Here is a 16023-nt window from a genome sequence, read left to right as displayed (position 1 = left end):
ATCAGCCGCCCTTGACGGCGCCGGCGGTCAGGCCCGCCACGATCTGGCGCTGGGCGGCCACGGTCAGGATCAGCACGGGCAGCGTCACCACCAGGGCTGCGGCGGCCAGCGGTCCCCAGCTCACCTGCTCGAAGGACAGCATGTTGTAGACGGCGACCGGCAGGGTCCGCGTCTCGCGGCTGGCCAGCACGATGCCGAAGACGAAGTTGTTCCAGGAGAAGATCACTGACAGGATGAAGGCGACGACGATGCCGGGCTTGGCGATCGGCAGCGCCACCTTGGCGAAGATCTGCCAGCGTGTGGCGCCGTCGACCATCGCCGCCTCCTCCAGCTCCATCGGCGTCGTCTCGAAATAACCGATCATGATCCAGATCACGATGGGCACGGTGACGACCAGATGGATGATGATCTGCGGCCACAGCGTGCCGAGCAGCCCCAGCCACTGGAACAGCAGGAACAGCGGGATCAGGAAGGACAGGCCCGGCGTCATGCGGGCGATCATGATGACCACCGCCGACTTGTGCGCCTTCATCCGGGCGATGCCGTAGCCGGCCGGCACGCCGACCACCAGCGCGAACAGGGTGGCGGCGCCGGTGACGATCAGGCTGTTCCAGAAATAGAGCAGGAAGCTGTTGCCCTCGAAGATCGTCGTGTAGTTCTTCCAGGCGAAGCGGTCCGGGATCAGGATCGGCGGATAGGCACCGTTGTCGATCTCGAACTTCAGCGACAGCGACAGCATCCAGATGAAGAACAGCAGCGCCGGCGACACCAGCAGCAGGACGCAGACGGCCATGCCGGCCTTGTCCAGAAGCTTCCTCAGCGGCCGGCTCATTGCCCGTCTCCCGTATTCCAGGCGCTGCGCTGGCGCAGGTACAGCAGGATCAGCGACAGCATGATGATCAGCACGAAGAACACCACCGCGATGGCCGAGCCGTAGCCGATGTCGTAGTAGGTGAAGGCGACGCTGTAGAGATAGAGGTTGATCGTCTCCGACGCCGTGCCCGGTCCGCCCTGGGTGATGGTGTAGAGGATGTCGAAGCTCTTCAGCGCGTCGATGCTGCGGATGATGACCGCCACCATCAGGAAGGGCTTGATCATCGGCAGGGTCAGGTAGCGGAAGCGCTGCCAAGCGGTGGCGCCGTCGATCTGCGCGCTCTCGTACGGCTCGGTCGGCAGCGCCGCCAGACCGCCCAGCACGATCAGCATCACCAGCGGCGTCCACTGCCAGGTCTCCACCAGCACCAGCGACAGGATCACCGTGCTGGGGTGGTAGACCCATTGCAGCGGTCCGATTCCGACCAGCGACAGCAGGTAGTTCAGCACGCCCAGCTGCGGGTGGAACATCATCGTCCACACCAGCGCGATGGCGACCGGGGTCGCCATCATCGGCATGACAAAGATGCCGCGCAGCAGGCCTCTCGCCGGCAGCTTGGTGTTGAAGGCCAGCGCCGCCGCGGTGCCGAGCACCAGCGGGGCCAGGACCGACAGCGCGGTGTAGACCAGCGTGTGGAGCATCGCCTCCAGGAAGCGCACATCGGTGAACAGCCGGGCATAATTCTGCAAACCGACGAAACGCTGTTCCTCGCCGATGCGCCATTCCATGGCGCTCATCCACAGGGTGAAGACCCAGGGAAAGACGATGACCCCGATGACGACGATCAGCGCCGGCACCACGAAGGGCCAGTAGGAGGGCCGGAGCCGCTTCGTCCTGCCGACGGAAGCGGCGCCGACCACGCGGTCAGACGAGGTCAGAATGCTCACGTCTTCTCGCTGCGTTCGAGGATCGGCTTGAAGTCGGCGGTGGCGCGCTTCAACTCGGCCGCCGGATCGCTGCCGGAGATCATGTTGGTCAGCGCTCCCCCCAGCACGTCGCGGAACTCGGTGACCGGGATGATGACCGGCAGGGTGAGGCGGCTGATCTTGGCCGATTCGACCACGGCGTCGACCCAGGCCGCCGGCATCTTGACGCCCTTGCGCACCTCGGCGTCCGCCAGGACGGAGGTGCGGAACGGCACGCCGGCCCCGGCCTGCAACAGGCGGGCGCCCATCAGCTTGCCGGTCGCCCACTGGCAATAGAGATAGGCGGCCTCCTTGTTCTTCGACGCGGCGGTGACGCCGATGCCGTCGCCGGTGGTGGCCGCGGCATGCGCCTTCGGTCCCTTGGGCATCAGGCCGTAGCCGACCTTGCCGACGACGCGCGACTTCTCCGGGTCCTCCAGCGGCGGGGCGAAGCCGACGCCGTCGAACCACATGCCGACGCGGCCCTGCAGGAAGGCCGACTGGCATTCCGCCCAGTTGAAGCCGGTGACGCCCGGCGGCGCCGACTTGGTCATCAGCGTCTGATAGAGCTTCGCTGCCTCCACCGCTTCGGGTGTGTCGGTCAGCAGGTTGCGGTTGGCGTCGACGCTGTACTGGTCGTAGCCGAGCAGCAGGCTGGTCCACACCGGGGTGTTGGCGTTCTTCATGCCGCGGGCGACGAAGCCGTAGGTCTGGCTCGACGGGTCGGTCAGCGCGGCGGCGGCGGCCACCATCTCGTCGAAGGTCTTGGGGAAGGACAGGTTCTTCTTCGCGAAGAGATCCTTGTTCCAATAGACGATCCAGTAATCGACCGAGAAGGGCAAGGCGCCGATCCCGCCGTCGGGATTGCGGGCGAAGGTCACCCCGGCTTCCGAGAAATCGTCGAGGAAGCCGGCATCGGTCAGCGCCGGGTCCTTGATGAAGGGCGTCAGGTCGGCCAGCCACTTGCCCTTCTCGAACTGGCGCTTCTGGACGTGATAGCTGATGTGGACGACGTCGAAGCTCGGCCGGCCGGAGGTCAGCTCGATCACCGCCTTCTGGCGCTGCTGCTGCTCCGGCGTCTGTTCCGACACCACGGTGATGCCGGTCAGCTCCTCGAATTCCTTCTGGTGTTTGGTCAGGGTGTCGCCGCGCGGGCTCTTGATCAGGTTCACCTCGATCTTGGTGCCGGCATATTTGCGCCAGTTGACCCCATTGGTCTGGGCGAAGGCGGGAAGCCCCGGAAGACCGAGAGCACCGCTGAAGCCCAGCGCACCGGCCGCGGCGCCCGACGCCAGAAGCCGGCGGCGCGACAAAGACATTCCGTTCGACATCGACATGCACTCCTCCCCGTTATCGCCCGGGCCTTCGATGCCCGGCCTTGTCCTGACCGGCGAACACTGTGAGCGACACGGATCCGCGCCGCCACCGATTTGATTGCTTGGTCAACGTATAAATCCAGCGCAGCCCCCTTGCAAACGAAAAACATCCTAGTAACATGTTAGTCGTAACGCGGTGGCCGTTCGGCCGGCCGTCCAGCCGCCCCTGGGAGAAATGCAAAGTGAATCAATCCACTGGCCGCTTCGGCCTGTCCTGCGCGCTGACCACGCCCTACCATGAGGACGGCAGCGTGGATCTGGCCCGCCTGACCCGGCATGTTGCCTGGTGCCTCGCCAGCGGCTGCGACTCGGTCACGCTCTTCGGCACCACGGGAGAGGGTCCGCTGCTCGGCCATGTGGCGCGCGAGCAGATGATCGGCGCGCTGAAGGGCGCCGGCATCGATTTCCGCAGCCATGTGGTCGGCGGCGTCATCGCCGCGTCGCTGCACGACGCGCTGGCCCAGGCCAACCAACTGCTCGATGCGGACGCGCGGGCGCTGCTGGTCGCCCCGCCCTTCTACTTCAAGGGCGTGTCGGACGACGGGCTGTTCGCGTGGTTCTCCAGCTTCATCGCCAAGCTGGGCGACCGGGCGCGCGACATCATCCTGTACCATATCCCGTCGGTCACCGCGGTTCCGCTATCGATAGACCTGATCGGCCGGCTGAAGGCCGCCTTCCCGCAGGCAATCGCCGGGGTGAAGGATTCGGCCGGCGACTGGGGGTACAGCCAGCAGCTTCTCGCCGCCCACCGCGACAATCTCGCCGTGCTGATCGGCGACGAGCGGGTGCTGGCCCAGGCGGTGCGCGACGGCGGCCAGGGCGCCATTTCCGGCATGGCCAATCTGGTGCCGGGACGGCTGCGGACGGTGGTCCATCAGGGCCGCGACGATGCGGCCCTGGTCGAGCTGGTGGACGCCGTGCTGCGCTACCCGGTCACCCCGGCGGTCAAGGCGCTGGTGTCGCACGCCACCGGCGACAGCGCATGGTTGACGGTAAGGGCGCCTTTGCTGCCTATGTCGGTGGCGGACACCGCGACGCTCGGCCATCTCTTCGACCGGGTGTTCGCGGATAGGGCCGCCTGATGGGGCCCTCCTGACGGGACAGCACACGGATGACGACCTCCGCCAACAGCGACCGGGCCAAACGCGACCGGGACTCGGTCAACCTGCGCAGCCGGGCTTATGAGAGCTTCACGCAGCGGCTGCTGGCGGACGAGATCCGCCCCGGGCAGTTCATCTCGCAGCGCGAGCTGGTCGAGCTGACCGAACTGCCGCTGGGGGCGATCCGCGAACTGATCCCCCGGCTGGAGGCCGAAGGGCTGGTGAAGACCGTGCCGCAGCGGGGGATGCAGGTCGCCCATGTCGACCTCAACCTGATCCGCGACGCCTTCCAGTTCCGCCTGTTCCTGGAACGCGAAGCGGTGGCGGTCTTCGCCCAGGAGGCGCCGGAGGCGACGGTCCGCGCTCTGCTCGACGATCACGAGCGTATCATCGCCGCCTGCGCCGAAGCGGAGGCCGACACGGGTGGCGGCGGCATCCGGCCCGCCCTGTTGCAGGAGGCGCAGGACATAGACTGGGCGCTGCACCTGACGATCATCGACGCGCTGGGCAACGCCATCATCTCCGACGCCTACCGGGTCAACCAGATCAAGATCCGGCTGATCAAGCAGTCGAAGACCAAACTGAACACCACCGTGCTGGTGCCGACGATGCGCGAGCATCTGGCCGTCATCCACGCCATCCAGGCCCGCGACCCGGAGCGGGCCCAGGACGCCATCGGCACGCACATCCTCAGCGCCCGCGACCGCGCCATCGGTCTGCGCTGAGGCCATACCGGTTACGGGACGCCGCCCGCCGGCTGCGTCAGGCGGCGCAATGCCTCCACCGCCGCCGCGGGTGTGGTCAGCACCGGGACGGACAGCAGGGGCTGAAGCCTCGGCTGCGCCCGTGCCATCGAGAACTGGCCGAGAATGACGACATCGCAGCCGCGCAGCTGCTCCGCGGTCCCTGCGACGCGCTCGTCGTGCCCCTCTCCGTCACCGCTCTTGAGCGCGGCCAGCGCGCCGTCGGCGACCGCGACGGTGACCTCGATCCGGCGGCCGGCGGCGGCGGCCATCGCCAGCAGCTCGGTGCGCAGGGACAAGGCTGACGGGCCGAAGCTGACGACGATGCCGATCCGGTCGCCGACCGCCATCGCCGCCTCGAAGGCGGATTCGTTGGGCCGCAGCACCGGGATCGGCAGGTGCCGCTTGACCGCGTCGATGGCCGGGGCGAAAGCGGAACAGGTGAACAGGATGCCCGCCGTGCGCCCGCTGGCACCCGCTGTGCCGGCGGCATAGTCGGCCAACGTCCGGAACCGCCCCATCATCGCCTCGTCGAGCCGGCCTGCCTCCGCCAGATCGACGGCCAGCGAGGTGTCGAGCAGGTCGAAAATCCGCGCTTCCGGCCAATGCGCCCGGAAGGCGGCTCGTGCCGGCGCCACCGATTCCTCCAGCGCATGAATGAGCGCGATGCGCGGCCCCGGCAAGGCGGCACCCGTTTCGGCGGTCATGCATCCTCTCCCTGCTTTGCAGTCTGTCGGGCGGCCAAGGCCAGCATCAACCCGCGGTCGCGTTCGGCCTCCAGCGTGGATATCGAACGGCCAGCGGCTTCCTCTGCAATTCCATCGACCAGCAGTTGGCGAACCTCCGGCGTCAGGCTTGGGCTGCCGAGCGTCGCCCAGCGCCGTTCCTGGCTCGCTCCGAGATGGTCGAGGTAATGAGCGATGCCGCCGGGGCCGCCGCCCAGATGATAGGCCATGTGGGCGCCGATCACCGACCAGCGCAGTCCCGGACCATGCACCAGCGCCGCATCGACGTCGGCGACATCGGCAATGCCCTCCGCCACGATGTTGACCGCCTCGCGCCACAGGGCGGACGCTAGCCGGTTGGCGATGTGGCCAACCGCATCCTTCTTCAGCGCCACCGTCTCGCGGCCGAGACCGCGATAGAAGGCCTCTGCCCGCGCCAGAACCTGCGCGTCGGCGGCGAACAGTTCGACCAGCGGCATCAGGTGCGGCGGATTGAAGGGGTGGGCGGTGATGAGGCGCTCGCGCCGCACCACGCCCGCCGCCAGATCGCTCCAGGTCAGCGAGGAGGTGCTGCTGGCGATCACCGCATCCGGCCTTGCTGCCGCCTCTACTTCCGCATAGAGGCTGTGCTTGACCGCGGTCTTCTCCGGCGCGTTCTCCTGAATCCAGCCGGCATCCTCAACGGCCGCCGCTACCGATGGCGCGACGGACAGGCGGCCGGGCCGGGCGGCGGTCCCGAGCGCCTGCAACTGATCGAGCAGCCGCTCCACGCGCTGCGGCAAGGCGGCCAGCACGGCGCCGTCGGGGTCCCAGGCAACCACGTCCAGCCCGTGGGCAAGGAACAGGGCCGACCAGCTTTCGCCGATCAACCCGCAGCCAAGCACGGCAACGGGTGTGGTGGACGGCGGAGGTGGCGGCATTGCGGGAGCACTCCTGCACAAAGGGGTCGAAAAGAAGTCCGGGCACGGGGGTGCACGGCAGGGACAGCTTGACCTCCCTCCGCGACCGGGTCAATATGATGCATCATACAGCAAGGCAAGATGGCCGGGTGACGGGCAGACGATGAGCGGGTTCGACCTCAGCCTTCTTGAACACGACAATCTCGGCAGCACAATTTACCAGAAATTGTGCGAGGCGCTGATGCGGGGCGTGTTCAAGCCGAATGACCGGCTGAAGATCCGCGATCTAGCCGAACGGCTGGGGACCAGTGTCACCCCGGTGCGCGACGCCATCCTGCGTCTGGTGCAGGACCAAGCTCTGGTGCTGCGCTCGCCGCGCGACATCCGCGTCCCGATGCTGACCCGCGCCGCCTATCTGGAAATCCGGGACATCCGCGTCAATCTGGAGGGGTTGGCCGCCGCCCGTGCCGCCGAGCGGGCCACACCCGCCCAGATCGAGCAGCTGGAAGCCCTGCTGACGCAAAATGAGGACGCGATGGCCGCCGGCAACACCGCGCTGGCGACCGAACTCAACCAGATCTTCCACTTCAAGCTGGCCGAAATCGCGGACATGCCGGTGCTGGGCGACATTCTGCGGCGGCTCTGGCTCCAGATGGGGCCGTTGATCGCCGACGTCTATGGCGGAGCCGGCCGCACGATGATCGACCATCACTATCCGCTGATGGACGCCATCCGCCGTCATGACGGCCCGGCCGCCGCCCGCGCCATCCAGGACGACATCCAACTGGCGAGCGGTCCGATCCTGGAGAGGATCGATGCCGAACGCCGGGACGCCCAACCGCAAGCCCAAACCGGAATCCTGGTTTCCTGACCCCTTTCACCGGCGCCCGAAGCCGGCCCCTGCATGACGATGATGCATCAAATATTGACGTTTCGAATGACGAGGAGAGTGCGGCCATGACACAGGGTGATGTACTGACCACCGTCGCGCCGCCGATCTCCGGTGACGAGGCCGGCGCCATGATGCTGCGGCATTTCGGGCTGACCGGCGGCGTCCGTGAACTGAGCAGCGAACGCGACCGCAACTTCCACATCACCACGCCCGACGGGCACGGCTATGTGCTGAAGTTCACCAACCCGGCCGAACCGCAACCGGTCACCGCCTTCCAGACCGGCGCCATGCAGCATGTGGCCTCCCGCGACCCGACCCTGCCGGTGCCGCGCGTCGTGCCGACCCGGGATGGCGAGGCGCAGACGACGATTCTGATCGACGGCCATCCGATGATCCTGCGGCTGCTGACCTATCTCGACGGCACGCCGCTCCATGCGGCACCGGCCTCACCGGGACTGATGCGGGCACTGGGGGCCACGCTGGCCCGGCTCGACCTCGCGCTGGCCGACTACGAGCATCCGGGCTCGCAGCGCGACCTGCTGTGGGACATCACGCGCACCGCCAGCGTCGCCGACAAGCTGCATTATCTGGCCGAAGGTCCGCGCCGCCGGATGGTGGAGCGCTTCATCGCCCGTTTCACCGACCGGGTCGCCCCGCGTCTGCCCGCCCTGCGCCATCAGGTGATCCACAACGACCTCAACCCGCACAATGCGGTGGTCGATCCGGCCGGGCACCAGGCGGTCACCGGCATCATCGATTTCGGCGACGCGCTGAAGGCCCCGCTGATCAACGATCTGGCGACGGCGCTCGCCTACCACGTCACCAGCGGCGAGACACCCTTCGGCTCCATCGTCGAGATGACCCGCGCCTACAACGCCGTGCTGCCGCTGACGGCGGATGAGACGGAGTTGCTGCCCGACCTGATTGCGGCCCGCCTTGCCCTGACCATCTCCATCACCGGCTGGCGGGCGGCCGAATATCCCGAAAACGCCGCCTACATCCTGCGGAATGCCGAACGTGCCTTCGCCGGGCTGGAAAAGCTGACCGGCGACGAGGCCGCCACCGCACGCACTCTGCTCCACCTTGCCTGCCAGGAAGTGTGACCCGCCATGACCATGATCAACGCCTATGCCCCCGATGCCGCCGGTTCCCTGCCGGAGCGCGAGCGCGCCCTGATCGCCCGCCGCGAAAGGCTGCTCGGCCCGGCCTACCGGCTGTTCTACGCCGATCCGATCCATGTCGTGCGCGGCGAGGGCTCCTCCCTCTATGACGCCGACGGCAACCGCTATCTCGACGCCTACAACAATGTCGCCTCGGTCGGCCATTCGCGGCCCGAGGTGGTGGAGGCGATGGCAAAGCAGGCGGCGGTGCTGAACACCCACACGCGCTACCTGACCGACGGCATCCTCGATTTCGCCGAAGCCTTCCTGGCGGAATTCCCGTCTGAACTGTCGCACCTGATGCTGACCTGCACCGGCAGCGAGGCGAACGATCTGGCGCTGCGCGTCGCCCGCGTCCACACCGGCGGCACGGGCGTCGTCATCGCCCACAACGCCTATCACGGCGTCACCTCGGCGCTGGCGGAGATGTCGCCCTCGCTGGGCGCCGCGGTGAAGCTGGGGGACCATGTCCGGGTGGTGCCGTCGCCCGACAGCTACCGCATTCCGGCTTCGGAGGTCGGCGCCGCCTTCGCCCGGTCCGTCGAGGAGGCCATCGCCGACCTGCGCGAGAAGGGCATCGCCCCGGCGGCGCTGCTGGTCGACACCATCTTCTCCAGCAGCGGCGTCTTCACCGATCCGGCCGGCTTCCTGGCCCCGGCGGTCGAGGTCATGCGCAAGGCCGGCGGCATCTTCATCGCCGACGAGGTACAGCCCGGCTTCGGCCGGCTCGGCACCCACATGTGGGGCTTCGCGCGCCATGGGCTGGTGCCCGACGTCGTGACGGTCGGCAAGCCGATGGGCAACGGCCACCCGGTGGCCGGTGCCATCTTCCGTCCGGAGGTGATCGAGGCGTTCGGCCGCAGCCAGCGCTATTTCAACACCTTCGGCGGCAACCCGGTGTCCTGCGCCGTGGCGCATGCCGTGCTGCGCGTCATCAAGACGGAACGCCTGCAGGAAAACGCCCTGACCGTCGGCACGCAGATGATCGACGGCATCCGCGCGCTCGCCGCCAAGCATGACCTGATCGGCGACGTGCGCGGCAGCGGCCTGTTCATCGGCGTCGAAATGGTGCGCGACCGCAAGGCGAAGACCCCGGCGCCGGAGGAAACCGCCCGCGTGGTCAACGACATGCGGCGGCGCCGGGTGCTGATCAGCGCCACCGGCCAGGAAGGGCACATCCTGAAGATCCGCCCGCCGCTGGTCTTCTCGGCCGACGACGCCACCCTGTTCCTGAGCACGCTCGACGAGGTGCTGGCGGCGCTGTGACGGACGCGGCCGGAACGCCACCGTTCCGGCCGCACCCCATCCGTCAGCTGTGGCGGGAGAGCTTCACCCCGGGAAAGTCGACCGGCACATCGAGGGCGACGTTCACGTAGTTCGTAAAGAGGTTCAGGGCGACATGCGCCAGGATTTCGACGATGGCCTCATCGTCGAATCCGGCGTCGCGCAGGGCGGCGACATCGGCGGCATCGACCGCCGCACGATTCTCGACCAGCTTCACCGCGAAGGCGAGCGCTGCCGCCGTCCGGGGATCGGCCGAGCGGCCGTGCTGCGCCTCGGCCATTTCCGCTCCGCTCGCCCCCGCCTTCTGGCCGAGCAGAGTGTGGGCGGCGAGACAATAGGTGCAGTCGTTGCGGTCGGCGACCGCCACCGCGATCTGCTCGCCCAGCTTCGCGCCGAGCTTGCCCTGGCCGAGCGCGCCGAACGATCCCCACATGCTGGCGAGTGCCGCCGGCGAATTCGCAACGGCCTTGAACATGTTGGGGACGACGCCGAAGGCGCCCTTGATCCGGTCGAGCGTCGGCTTGACCGTCGCGGCAGACGAGGCTGGATCGACAAGATTGACGTGTGCCATGATGTTTTATCCTTCTCTGATGCTTGGAGGAGGGTATTCGGGCGGTCCGGCGATGGCAGTCGCCGGGCCGCTTTCACTTTTGCACGCTAATTCGCCAACGTTACTTGGCCGGAACGACCTTGCCCGGCAGCGACAGGGTGCCGGAGGCGACCTTGTGGATGTTGGTGACGCACAGCAGCGGCGCATGCAGGTTGGCATTGACCCGCAGCCCGGCGGTCACACCGTCGAAGGATGCGGTGGCGATCGCTCCGATCTTTTCGAGCGGGATGTGGACCTCGACCAGATCGGCCTTGAGATCGGTTCGGTAGTCCGGGCTGTCGATCAGGATCGGCGCGCCGGGCCAGGTTTCCGGCAGCCTAGGCTTCGTGCCCTCCGGAATGTCCTTGACCTTCAGTCCGCCGGGACAGGCCTTGTCCTCGTTGAGGACGACCCAGTGGGAGTGCCAGCGGTCGCGGTTCTTCCCACCATAGGCGGCATCGTCAAAATCGGGGTGGAAGGTCACCGCGAGCGCGACGATGCCCTGATCCTTCTCGAAGCCGACATCGGCGGAGTTGAGGGAGGTCGGCCAGACATAGGCGTAGACCTCCGAGCCTTCGAATTTGCCGGTGGCGGACGGCGTCGCCTTGCCGGCATCGGCGCGGACGCGGGTGCTGAAGACGGCATGGCCGTGATCGGTGACGATGCGCGTCTCGACGATGTCGAACGAGGCCATGACCGCCTGTTCGGGGGCGGTCTCGATCCCATGCGCGGCGGCCGCCGAGAGCCCGGAAACAAGGCCGGTCGTGAGGCAACAGAGCGCCGTTGCCACGAGGCCGATGCCCCGTGGAGTTCTGAAGGTCATGATGATGTTTTCCCTTTCTGAAGGCTTGCTTGGAGGGGGTGGCTATCCTTCGGCAAAGGCCATCCAGGTGGCAGCCTGGACGGCAGGATCAGCCTCTTCATGCTCACCGCAATCGAGCCGGAGATCCCGGTCGCCGATGGCGGCGTTCACAAAAGCGCAGTGATGGGGGGCGGCCTCGCCCGGATGGGCGTTCGGCCGGAAATGGCGGCAACTGACGCACAGGCGCTGGACCGGAATGGCCCCTGCCTGTTGCAGCGACCGGATGATCTTGATCTGCGCCCGCAGCAGCCCGGCCTGCTCGGCGGCGGTCAGCTGCACGAGCGCCGCCGCGATCTGGGAGGCGGAGGAGGCGAGGCCGCGGCCCAGTTCCAGCCCCTCGTCCGTCAGGCGGGCGATCTGCGCCCGCGCATCGCTGGGATCGGGCGCGCGCCGCAACAGCGACTTGCGCTCCAGCGCCGCCAGCGTGTCGGCCATGCTGGCGGCGGAAACCGCCAGATGCGCGGCGACCTCCTTGGGGCGAAGGCCGGCGGGCCGGGCCGCCAGCAGGGCCAGCACCTGCGCCTGGGTGGGGTTGAGCCCGGCCGTGCCGGCAGCCGACCAGAGATCGGCGCGCAGCACCAGCGCGATGCGCTCGAAGCCTTCCCGAAGGCGGTGCGGAACAGGGTCGGGGTGCGATGCGTGGTCCATGGGATTTAACTTAGGACTCCTATTTAAATTTGTCAATCGGTCGATTTCCGACCGTGCCATTTCGTGGACAGGATCCGGATCGACGGGTGCCGGATGGAGCCTGCCCCGCCGGGAACTCCGGTTCGCCGGGCGCGCCCAAAATCAGACGTCACGAGCGAAGTGGGTCTACACATTCGGACTATCGGACAGAGGAGGGGCATGTCCAGATTTGCAGCATTTTCGCAAGTGAAGACATGAACAATTCCGATCAACCCTTGTCGATTTGTGAATATTTCCTGGCATGGTTTTTTAATACCTAGGGATAGCTTTGAAAAATGCCTATTTCCGGTGCTCAATGCAGGCATCGGCATTCCGCGGCGCCAAGCGACCGGGTCCAGGCCGGCCAATCACCAACGCACTGACAGGGAGCATCACGATGCCATCCGAAGAAGCCCTGGCGCCGGGCGCCACCCGACGCAGCCTGATCGTCGGCGCGGCCGCTGCCGGCGCTGCGGTCGCCGGCGCAACCGTGATCGGGGCCGCCGATGCCACCGCGGCCGAACGTCGCCATGCCGGAGACGCTGCGGCCCACAAGAGCGAAGGGAAACGGACGATGACCAACGGCAAGACCGAAGACGGGTTCGTCACCGCCAAGGACGGCGCCTCGATCTATTACAAGGATTGGGGACCGCGCGACGCCCAGACCGTCATGTTCCACCATGGCTGGCCGCTCAGCGCCGACGACTGGGACGCCCAGATGCTGTTCTTCCTGAACCACGGCTACCGTGTCGTCGCCCACGACCGGCGCGGCCATGGCCGCTCGACCCAGACGGCGAACGGCAACGAGATGAACACCTACGCCGACGACGTGCTGGCGGTGGTTGCCGGGCTGGGGCTGAAGAACGTCTTCCATGTCGGCCATTCGACCGGCGGCGGCGAGGTCGCGCGCTATCTGGGCCGTCACGGCACCTCGCGCGCCGGCAAGGCGGCGCTGCTGGGCGCCGTTCCCCCGATCATGGTCAAGACGGAGGCCAATCCCGGCGGCCTGCCGCTGGAGGTGTTCGACGGCTTCCGCGCAGCACTCGCCGCCAACCGCGCCCAGTTCTTCCGCGACATCCCCTCCGGCCCCTTCTACGGCTTCAACCGGGACGGCGCCAAGGTCTCGCAGGGCGTCATCGACAACTGGTGGAGGCAGGGCATGATGGGCGGGACCAAGGCCCATTACGACTGCATCAAGGCCTTCTCCGAGACCGACTTCACCGAGGATCTGAAAAAGATCGACATTCCGGTCCTGGTGATGCACGGCGACGACGACCAGATCGTGCCGATCGCCGATTCCGCGCTGCTGTCGTCCAAGCTGCTGCCGAAGGGCACCCTGAAGGTCTACAAGGGCTTCCCGCACGGCATGGCGACCACCCATGCCGAAACGATCAACGCCGACCTGCTGGCCTTCTTCAAAGCCTGATCCCGCCCACGCCCCCGCAGGGCCGGGACGGCGCTACGGGGGCAACCCGCAGGCAGGTATGACTGGCGCAGTTCATCGCCGATCCCTGCATCGCCTCGTATCCGCAACAATCGCCACAACGGACCAGGCCGCCGGACGAAAGCCCGGCGGCCTGGTCTGCTTCGTGCCAGATCGGACAGGGCCAATCAAACCGGAATGGGATTCTCGGCGATGTAGCTGTTGAATCCCATGACCAGCGCATGCTCGTTCGGGCCGGCATTGTCGCGCATCGGACGGGCGCTTTCGACGATGGCCTCCTCGGCGTCGGTGCCCAGTGCCGCCATCGTCTGTTCGATGAAGGCGTCCAGCGGCATGGCGCGCGGATCGTCGCCCTTCTTGATCAGGTCGGTGTTGACCCAGGGCGGCGCGATCTCCTGCACGGTGACGCTGGTGTCGCGCAGCATGAAGCGCTGGGACAGCGTGTAGCTGTGCAGCGCCGCCTTGGTGGCGGAATAGACCGCGGTGGTGGCCAGCGGCGTGTAGGCGAGCACCGAGGTGTTGTTGACGATCACCGACCGCGGCTGCGCCTTCAGATGCTCGATCAGCGCCGAGGTCATGCGGATGGGTCCAAGCAGGTTGGTGGCGATGATCGCTTGCGCCTGCGCATCGTCGATGGCGCCGGAAGCGTCGTCGAACGGCATGATGCCGGCGTTGTTGATCAGGACGTTCAGCGTCGGATTCTCGGCAACCAGCCGCTCGGCAGCGGCCCGGATGCTGATCGGGTCGGCGATGTCCAGTTCGATGCCCGTCATGCCGGGATTTGCGGCGGTCACCTCGTCCAGCAGGGCCTTGCGCCGACCGGCGATGATGACCTGATTGCCCAGCTTGTGGAACGCCTCGGCCAGACCGCGGCCGATGCCGGAGGTCGAACCCGTGATGAAGATGGTGTTTCCGGTGAGCTGCATGACCTGATGTCCGTCCTTGTCTGAAGTTTTGCAAGTGAAGGCATTCGGGGAACGGAAGTATTCCCCGGAGAAACCCTGTGCTGGATGGTGTGGAAGACTAAGGAGCCCGCAGTGTCGGTGGAGCCGTATCTAGGTATCGATGGCCCCGGCAAAGGCGCGAACCACCGCCACCAACTACTCCAGCGCCGAGGCTCGGCCGGTTTCGACGGCGCGGCGGACCATTTGCGGCGGCTGGCCGTAGGCCCGCAGGAAGGCGCGGCGCATGCGCTCGCGGTCGGCGAAGCCGGTCTCGCGGGCAATGACATCCATCGGATGGCGCCCTTCCTCCATCATCACGCGCGCCGCCTCCAGCCGGAGATGCTCGACGGCCTTGGCCGGGGTCTGGCCGGTTTCTTGGCGGAACAGCCGGCTGAACTGGCGCGGGCTGAGATTGGCCGCCTCCGCCAGTTCCTCCACCGACAACTCGTTCGTCAGATTCTCCTTGGCATGGACCAGCGCCCGCCGGACGCGGTCGGAGCGCGGTTCCAGATCCAGGAGGGCGGAGAATTGCGACTGACCGCCCGGCCGGCGCAGATAGACCACCAGCTTGCGCGCCACCGCCTTGGCGACCTCCGCACCGAAATCATCCTCGACAAGCGCCATGGCGAGGTCGATGCCGGCGGTCATCCCGGCCGAAGTCCAGACATTGCCGTCGACGCTGAAGATGCGGTCCTCCTCCACCTTCACAGCCGGATAGAGCCGCTGGAGGTTGCGGGCATGGCTCCAATGGGTGGTGGCACGGCGGCCGTCGAGCAGCCCGGCCTCCGCCAGCACATAGGCGCCGGTGCAAATGCCGGCGACCCGGCGCGAGGCAACGGCGGCATCGCGCAGATAGCCCAGCAGCCCCGGCGTGCTCGGCTTGACCCGCAGCGACCTGATGGTGACGGTCGTGTCGAAGAAATCCTCGCCGAACGGGGCGGTGTCGATTGCGAAGCCCAGCGAGTTGCGCACCGGTCCACCCTGCTCCGACAGGACATGGACCCGGTAGGCAGGGCGGCCGAGCACAAGATTCGCCATCTCGAACGCCGACAGCGCGGCCATCCCCATCACCTGGAAATCGTCGAACACCACGAACCCGATGGTGAGCATGTTCTTCTCCGGCCCGACCTTGGTCTTGTTCCGCAGCCGGCGGGCCCGATGGCCCGCGGCTGGAACCAGACTATGCGGCGGCCGGCTTGTCTGGAATGTCAAAGATCCGACGATTCCAGACATCATGTTGGCCGCATCGCACTCTAAGCCCCGATGCGCCCAGGGGCTATGGCGGCTCGGCGCCGGCCGGCAGAAGAAGGGATCGATTTGCACCGGCGCGGCGGCATACCGGTGACTGGACGTCGTCGGTCCGGTCAGTGACCGACCGGCAGGGCGATGGCGTCGGCCGGTCCCCACTCCACCCCATAGCGGCCGCCCGGACGGACATGTTGGTGGTCGGCATTGTTGGGAATTTTCACGACCAGCCCGGCGGCCGGACCGTCCGCCAGATGCACGCGGATGTGATCGCCCAGATAGATCAGCTCGCAGACATGGCCGAACAGGCCCCGC

Annotated in this window: 17 protein-coding genes; 6 read left to right on the top strand and 11 right to left on the bottom strand. The window is 67.1% G+C overall.

Annotation, left to right across the window (positions count from 1 at the left end):
• Position 1 precedes the first annotated feature (1 nt).
• From GBZ48_RS18640 to GBZ48_RS18630, 3 genes are read right to left on the bottom strand one after another with little or no spacing between them, the layout of a single operon-like run.
• Positions 2-832: a carbohydrate ABC transporter permease gene (locus tag GBZ48_RS18640; protein ID WP_174472362.1), complete on the bottom strand. Its 831-nt coding sequence runs from the start codon at positions 830-832 to the stop codon at positions 2-4.
• On the bottom strand, positions 829-1761 hold the full coding sequence (locus GBZ48_RS18635; RefSeq protein ID WP_343049589.1) for a carbohydrate ABC transporter permease: 933 nt from the start codon (positions 1759-1761) through the stop codon (positions 829-831). Before GBZ48_RS18635 ends, GBZ48_RS18640 begins: the two co-directional genes overlap by 4 nt.
• Complete coding sequence (locus tag GBZ48_RS18630; RefSeq protein WP_174472361.1) at positions 1758-3110, bottom strand: ABC transporter substrate-binding protein; 1353 nt, start codon at positions 3108-3110, stop codon at positions 1758-1760. The genes GBZ48_RS18635 and GBZ48_RS18630 overlap by 4 nt, the downstream gene beginning before the upstream one ends.
• Positions 3111-3337: 227 nt before the next feature.
• Between GBZ48_RS18630 and GBZ48_RS18625 the strand changes: the two genes are divergently transcribed.
• On the top strand, positions 3338-4237 hold the full coding sequence (locus tag GBZ48_RS18625; RefSeq protein WP_343049588.1) for a dihydrodipicolinate synthase family protein: 900 nt from the start codon (positions 3338-3340) through the stop codon (positions 4235-4237).
• Between the two features lie 29 nt (positions 4238-4266).
• Entirely contained in the window at positions 4267-4980 is a 714-nt protein-coding gene (locus GBZ48_RS18620; RefSeq protein WP_174472359.1) for a GntR family transcriptional regulator, read from the top strand.
• An 11-nt stretch (positions 4981-4991) separates the two neighbouring features.
• Here GBZ48_RS18620 and GBZ48_RS18615 read toward each other — a convergent pair whose 3' ends face one another.
• Both GBZ48_RS18615 and GBZ48_RS18610 read right to left on the bottom strand, forming a co-directional pair.
• Positions 4992-5705 carry an aspartate/glutamate racemase family protein gene (locus GBZ48_RS18615; protein WP_174472358.1) on the bottom strand — a complete coding sequence of 238 codons (714 nt, stop codon included), beginning with the start codon at positions 5703-5705 and terminating at the stop codon, positions 4992-4994.
• On the bottom strand, positions 5702-6643 hold the full coding sequence (locus GBZ48_RS18610; protein ID WP_174472357.1) for a 3-hydroxyacyl-CoA dehydrogenase NAD-binding domain-containing protein: 942 nt from the start codon (positions 6641-6643) through the stop codon (positions 5702-5704). Before GBZ48_RS18610 ends, GBZ48_RS18615 begins: the two co-directional genes overlap by 4 nt.
• Before the next feature lie 142 nt (positions 6644-6785).
• On the opposite strand from GBZ48_RS18610, the gene GBZ48_RS18605 reads away from it, so the two are divergent.
• From GBZ48_RS18605 to GBZ48_RS18595, 3 genes are all read left to right on the top strand, one after another.
• Entirely contained in the window at positions 6786-7493 is a 708-nt protein-coding gene (locus tag GBZ48_RS18605) for a GntR family transcriptional regulator (protein WP_174472356.1), read from the top strand.
• A gap of 86 nt (positions 7494-7579) precedes the next feature.
• Positions 7580-8617 (top strand): phosphotransferase, encoded by a 1038-nt coding sequence (locus GBZ48_RS18600; protein WP_174472355.1) that lies wholly within the window; start codon positions 7580-7582, stop codon positions 8615-8617.
• A gap of 6 nt (positions 8618-8623) precedes the next feature.
• A complete protein-coding gene (locus GBZ48_RS18595; protein ID WP_174472354.1) occupies positions 8624-9940 on the top strand; it encodes an aspartate aminotransferase family protein in 1317 nt (438 codons plus the stop codon).
• Positions 9941-9983: 43 nt separating this feature from the next.
• Here the strand turns inward: GBZ48_RS18595 and GBZ48_RS18590 are convergent, their stop codons facing one another.
• From GBZ48_RS18590 to GBZ48_RS18580, 3 genes are all read right to left on the bottom strand, one after another.
• The gene (locus GBZ48_RS18590) at positions 9984-10529 is read right to left on the bottom strand and encodes a carboxymuconolactone decarboxylase family protein (RefSeq protein ID WP_174472353.1); all 546 of its coding nucleotides are present in this window, start codon (positions 10527-10529) and stop codon (positions 9984-9986) included.
• A gap of 100 nt (positions 10530-10629) precedes the next feature.
• Positions 10630-11370, bottom strand: a complete 741-nt coding sequence (locus GBZ48_RS18585; RefSeq protein ID WP_209798390.1) for a hypothetical protein — start codon at positions 11368-11370, stop codon at positions 10630-10632.
• Positions 11371-11412: 42 nt separating this feature from the next.
• The gene (locus GBZ48_RS18580; protein ID WP_174472352.1) at positions 11413-12057 is read right to left on the bottom strand and encodes a MarR family winged helix-turn-helix transcriptional regulator; all 645 of its coding nucleotides are present in this window, start codon (positions 12055-12057) and stop codon (positions 11413-11415) included.
• A gap of 415 nt (positions 12058-12472) precedes the next feature.
• Between GBZ48_RS18580 and GBZ48_RS18575 the strand changes: the two genes are divergently transcribed.
• Positions 12473-13501 carry an alpha/beta fold hydrolase gene (locus GBZ48_RS18575; RefSeq protein WP_425486001.1) on the top strand — a complete coding sequence of 343 codons (1029 nt, stop codon included), beginning with the start codon at positions 12473-12475 and terminating at the stop codon, positions 13499-13501.
• A gap of 185 nt (positions 13502-13686) precedes the next feature.
• Here GBZ48_RS18575 and GBZ48_RS18570 read toward each other — a convergent pair whose 3' ends face one another.
• The 3 genes from GBZ48_RS18570 to GBZ48_RS18560 form a co-directional block, all read right to left on the bottom strand.
• Positions 13687-14445: an SDR family oxidoreductase gene (locus tag GBZ48_RS18570; RefSeq protein ID WP_174472351.1), complete on the bottom strand. Its 759-nt coding sequence runs from the start codon at positions 14443-14445 to the stop codon at positions 13687-13689.
• A 174-nt stretch (positions 14446-14619) separates the two neighbouring features.
• On the bottom strand, positions 14620-15573 hold the full coding sequence (locus GBZ48_RS18565) for a GlxA family transcriptional regulator (protein ID WP_174472350.1): 954 nt from the start codon (positions 15571-15573) through the stop codon (positions 14620-14622).
• A 254-nt stretch (positions 15574-15827) separates the two neighbouring features.
• Positions 15828-16023 (bottom strand): TOBE domain-containing protein (locus GBZ48_RS18560; RefSeq protein ID WP_174472349.1); only part of this gene is annotated, 196 nt, incomplete at its 5' end.

This window comes from Azospirillum melinis, from assembly GCF_013340935.1.
GTDB lineage: Bacteria > Pseudomonadota > Alphaproteobacteria > Azospirillales > Azospirillaceae > Azospirillum > Azospirillum melinis.
The sequence above is the reverse complement of the archived record's forward strand: the minus strand, read 5'-3'. Positions and strand labels throughout refer to the sequence as shown.

Bases quoted from the DNA above. Each gene is read 5' to 3' on its own strand.
- GBZ48_RS18580 (WP_174472352.1), bottom strand. From the start codon at position 12,057: ATGGACCACGCATCGCACCCCGACCCTGTTCCGCACCGCCTTCGGGAA.
- GBZ48_RS18620 (WP_174472359.1), top strand. From the start codon at position 4,267: ATGACGACCTCCGCCAACAGCGACCGGGCCAAACGCGACCGGGACTCG.
- GBZ48_RS18585 (WP_209798390.1), bottom strand. From the start codon at position 11,370: ATGACCTTCAGAACTCCACGGGGCATCGGCCTCGTGGCAACGGCGCTC.
- GBZ48_RS18605 (WP_174472356.1), top strand. From the start codon at position 6,786: ATGAGCGGGTTCGACCTCAGCCTTCTTGAACACGACAATCTCGGCAGC.
- GBZ48_RS18575 (WP_425486001.1), top strand. From the start codon at position 12,473: ATGCCATCCGAAGAAGCCCTGGCGCCGGGCGCCACCCGACGCAGCCTG.
- GBZ48_RS18595 (WP_174472354.1), top strand. From the start codon at position 8,624: ATGACCATGATCAACGCCTATGCCCCCGATGCCGCCGGTTCCCTGCCG.
- GBZ48_RS18615 (WP_174472358.1), bottom strand. From the start codon at position 5,705: ATGACCGCCGAAACGGGTGCCGCCTTGCCGGGGCCGCGCATCGCGCTC.
- GBZ48_RS18630 (WP_174472361.1), bottom strand. From the start codon at position 3,110: ATGTCGAACGGAATGTCTTTGTCGCGCCGCCGGCTTCTGGCGTCGGGC.
- GBZ48_RS18600 (WP_174472355.1), top strand. From the start codon at position 7,580: ATGACACAGGGTGATGTACTGACCACCGTCGCGCCGCCGATCTCCGGT.
- GBZ48_RS18565 (WP_174472350.1), bottom strand. From the start codon at position 15,573: ATGCTCACCATCGGGTTCGTGGTGTTCGACGATTTCCAGGTGATGGGG.
- GBZ48_RS18570 (WP_174472351.1), bottom strand. From the start codon at position 14,445: ATGCAGCTCACCGGAAACACCATCTTCATCACGGGTTCGACCTCCGGC.
- GBZ48_RS18610 (WP_174472357.1), bottom strand. From the start codon at position 6,643: ATGCCGCCACCTCCGCCGTCCACCACACCCGTTGCCGTGCTTGGCTGC.
- GBZ48_RS18590 (WP_174472353.1), bottom strand. From the start codon at position 10,529: ATGGCACACGTCAATCTTGTCGATCCAGCCTCGTCTGCCGCGACGGTC.
- GBZ48_RS18640 (WP_174472362.1), bottom strand. From the start codon at position 832: ATGAGCCGGCCGCTGAGGAAGCTTCTGGACAAGGCCGGCATGGCCGTC.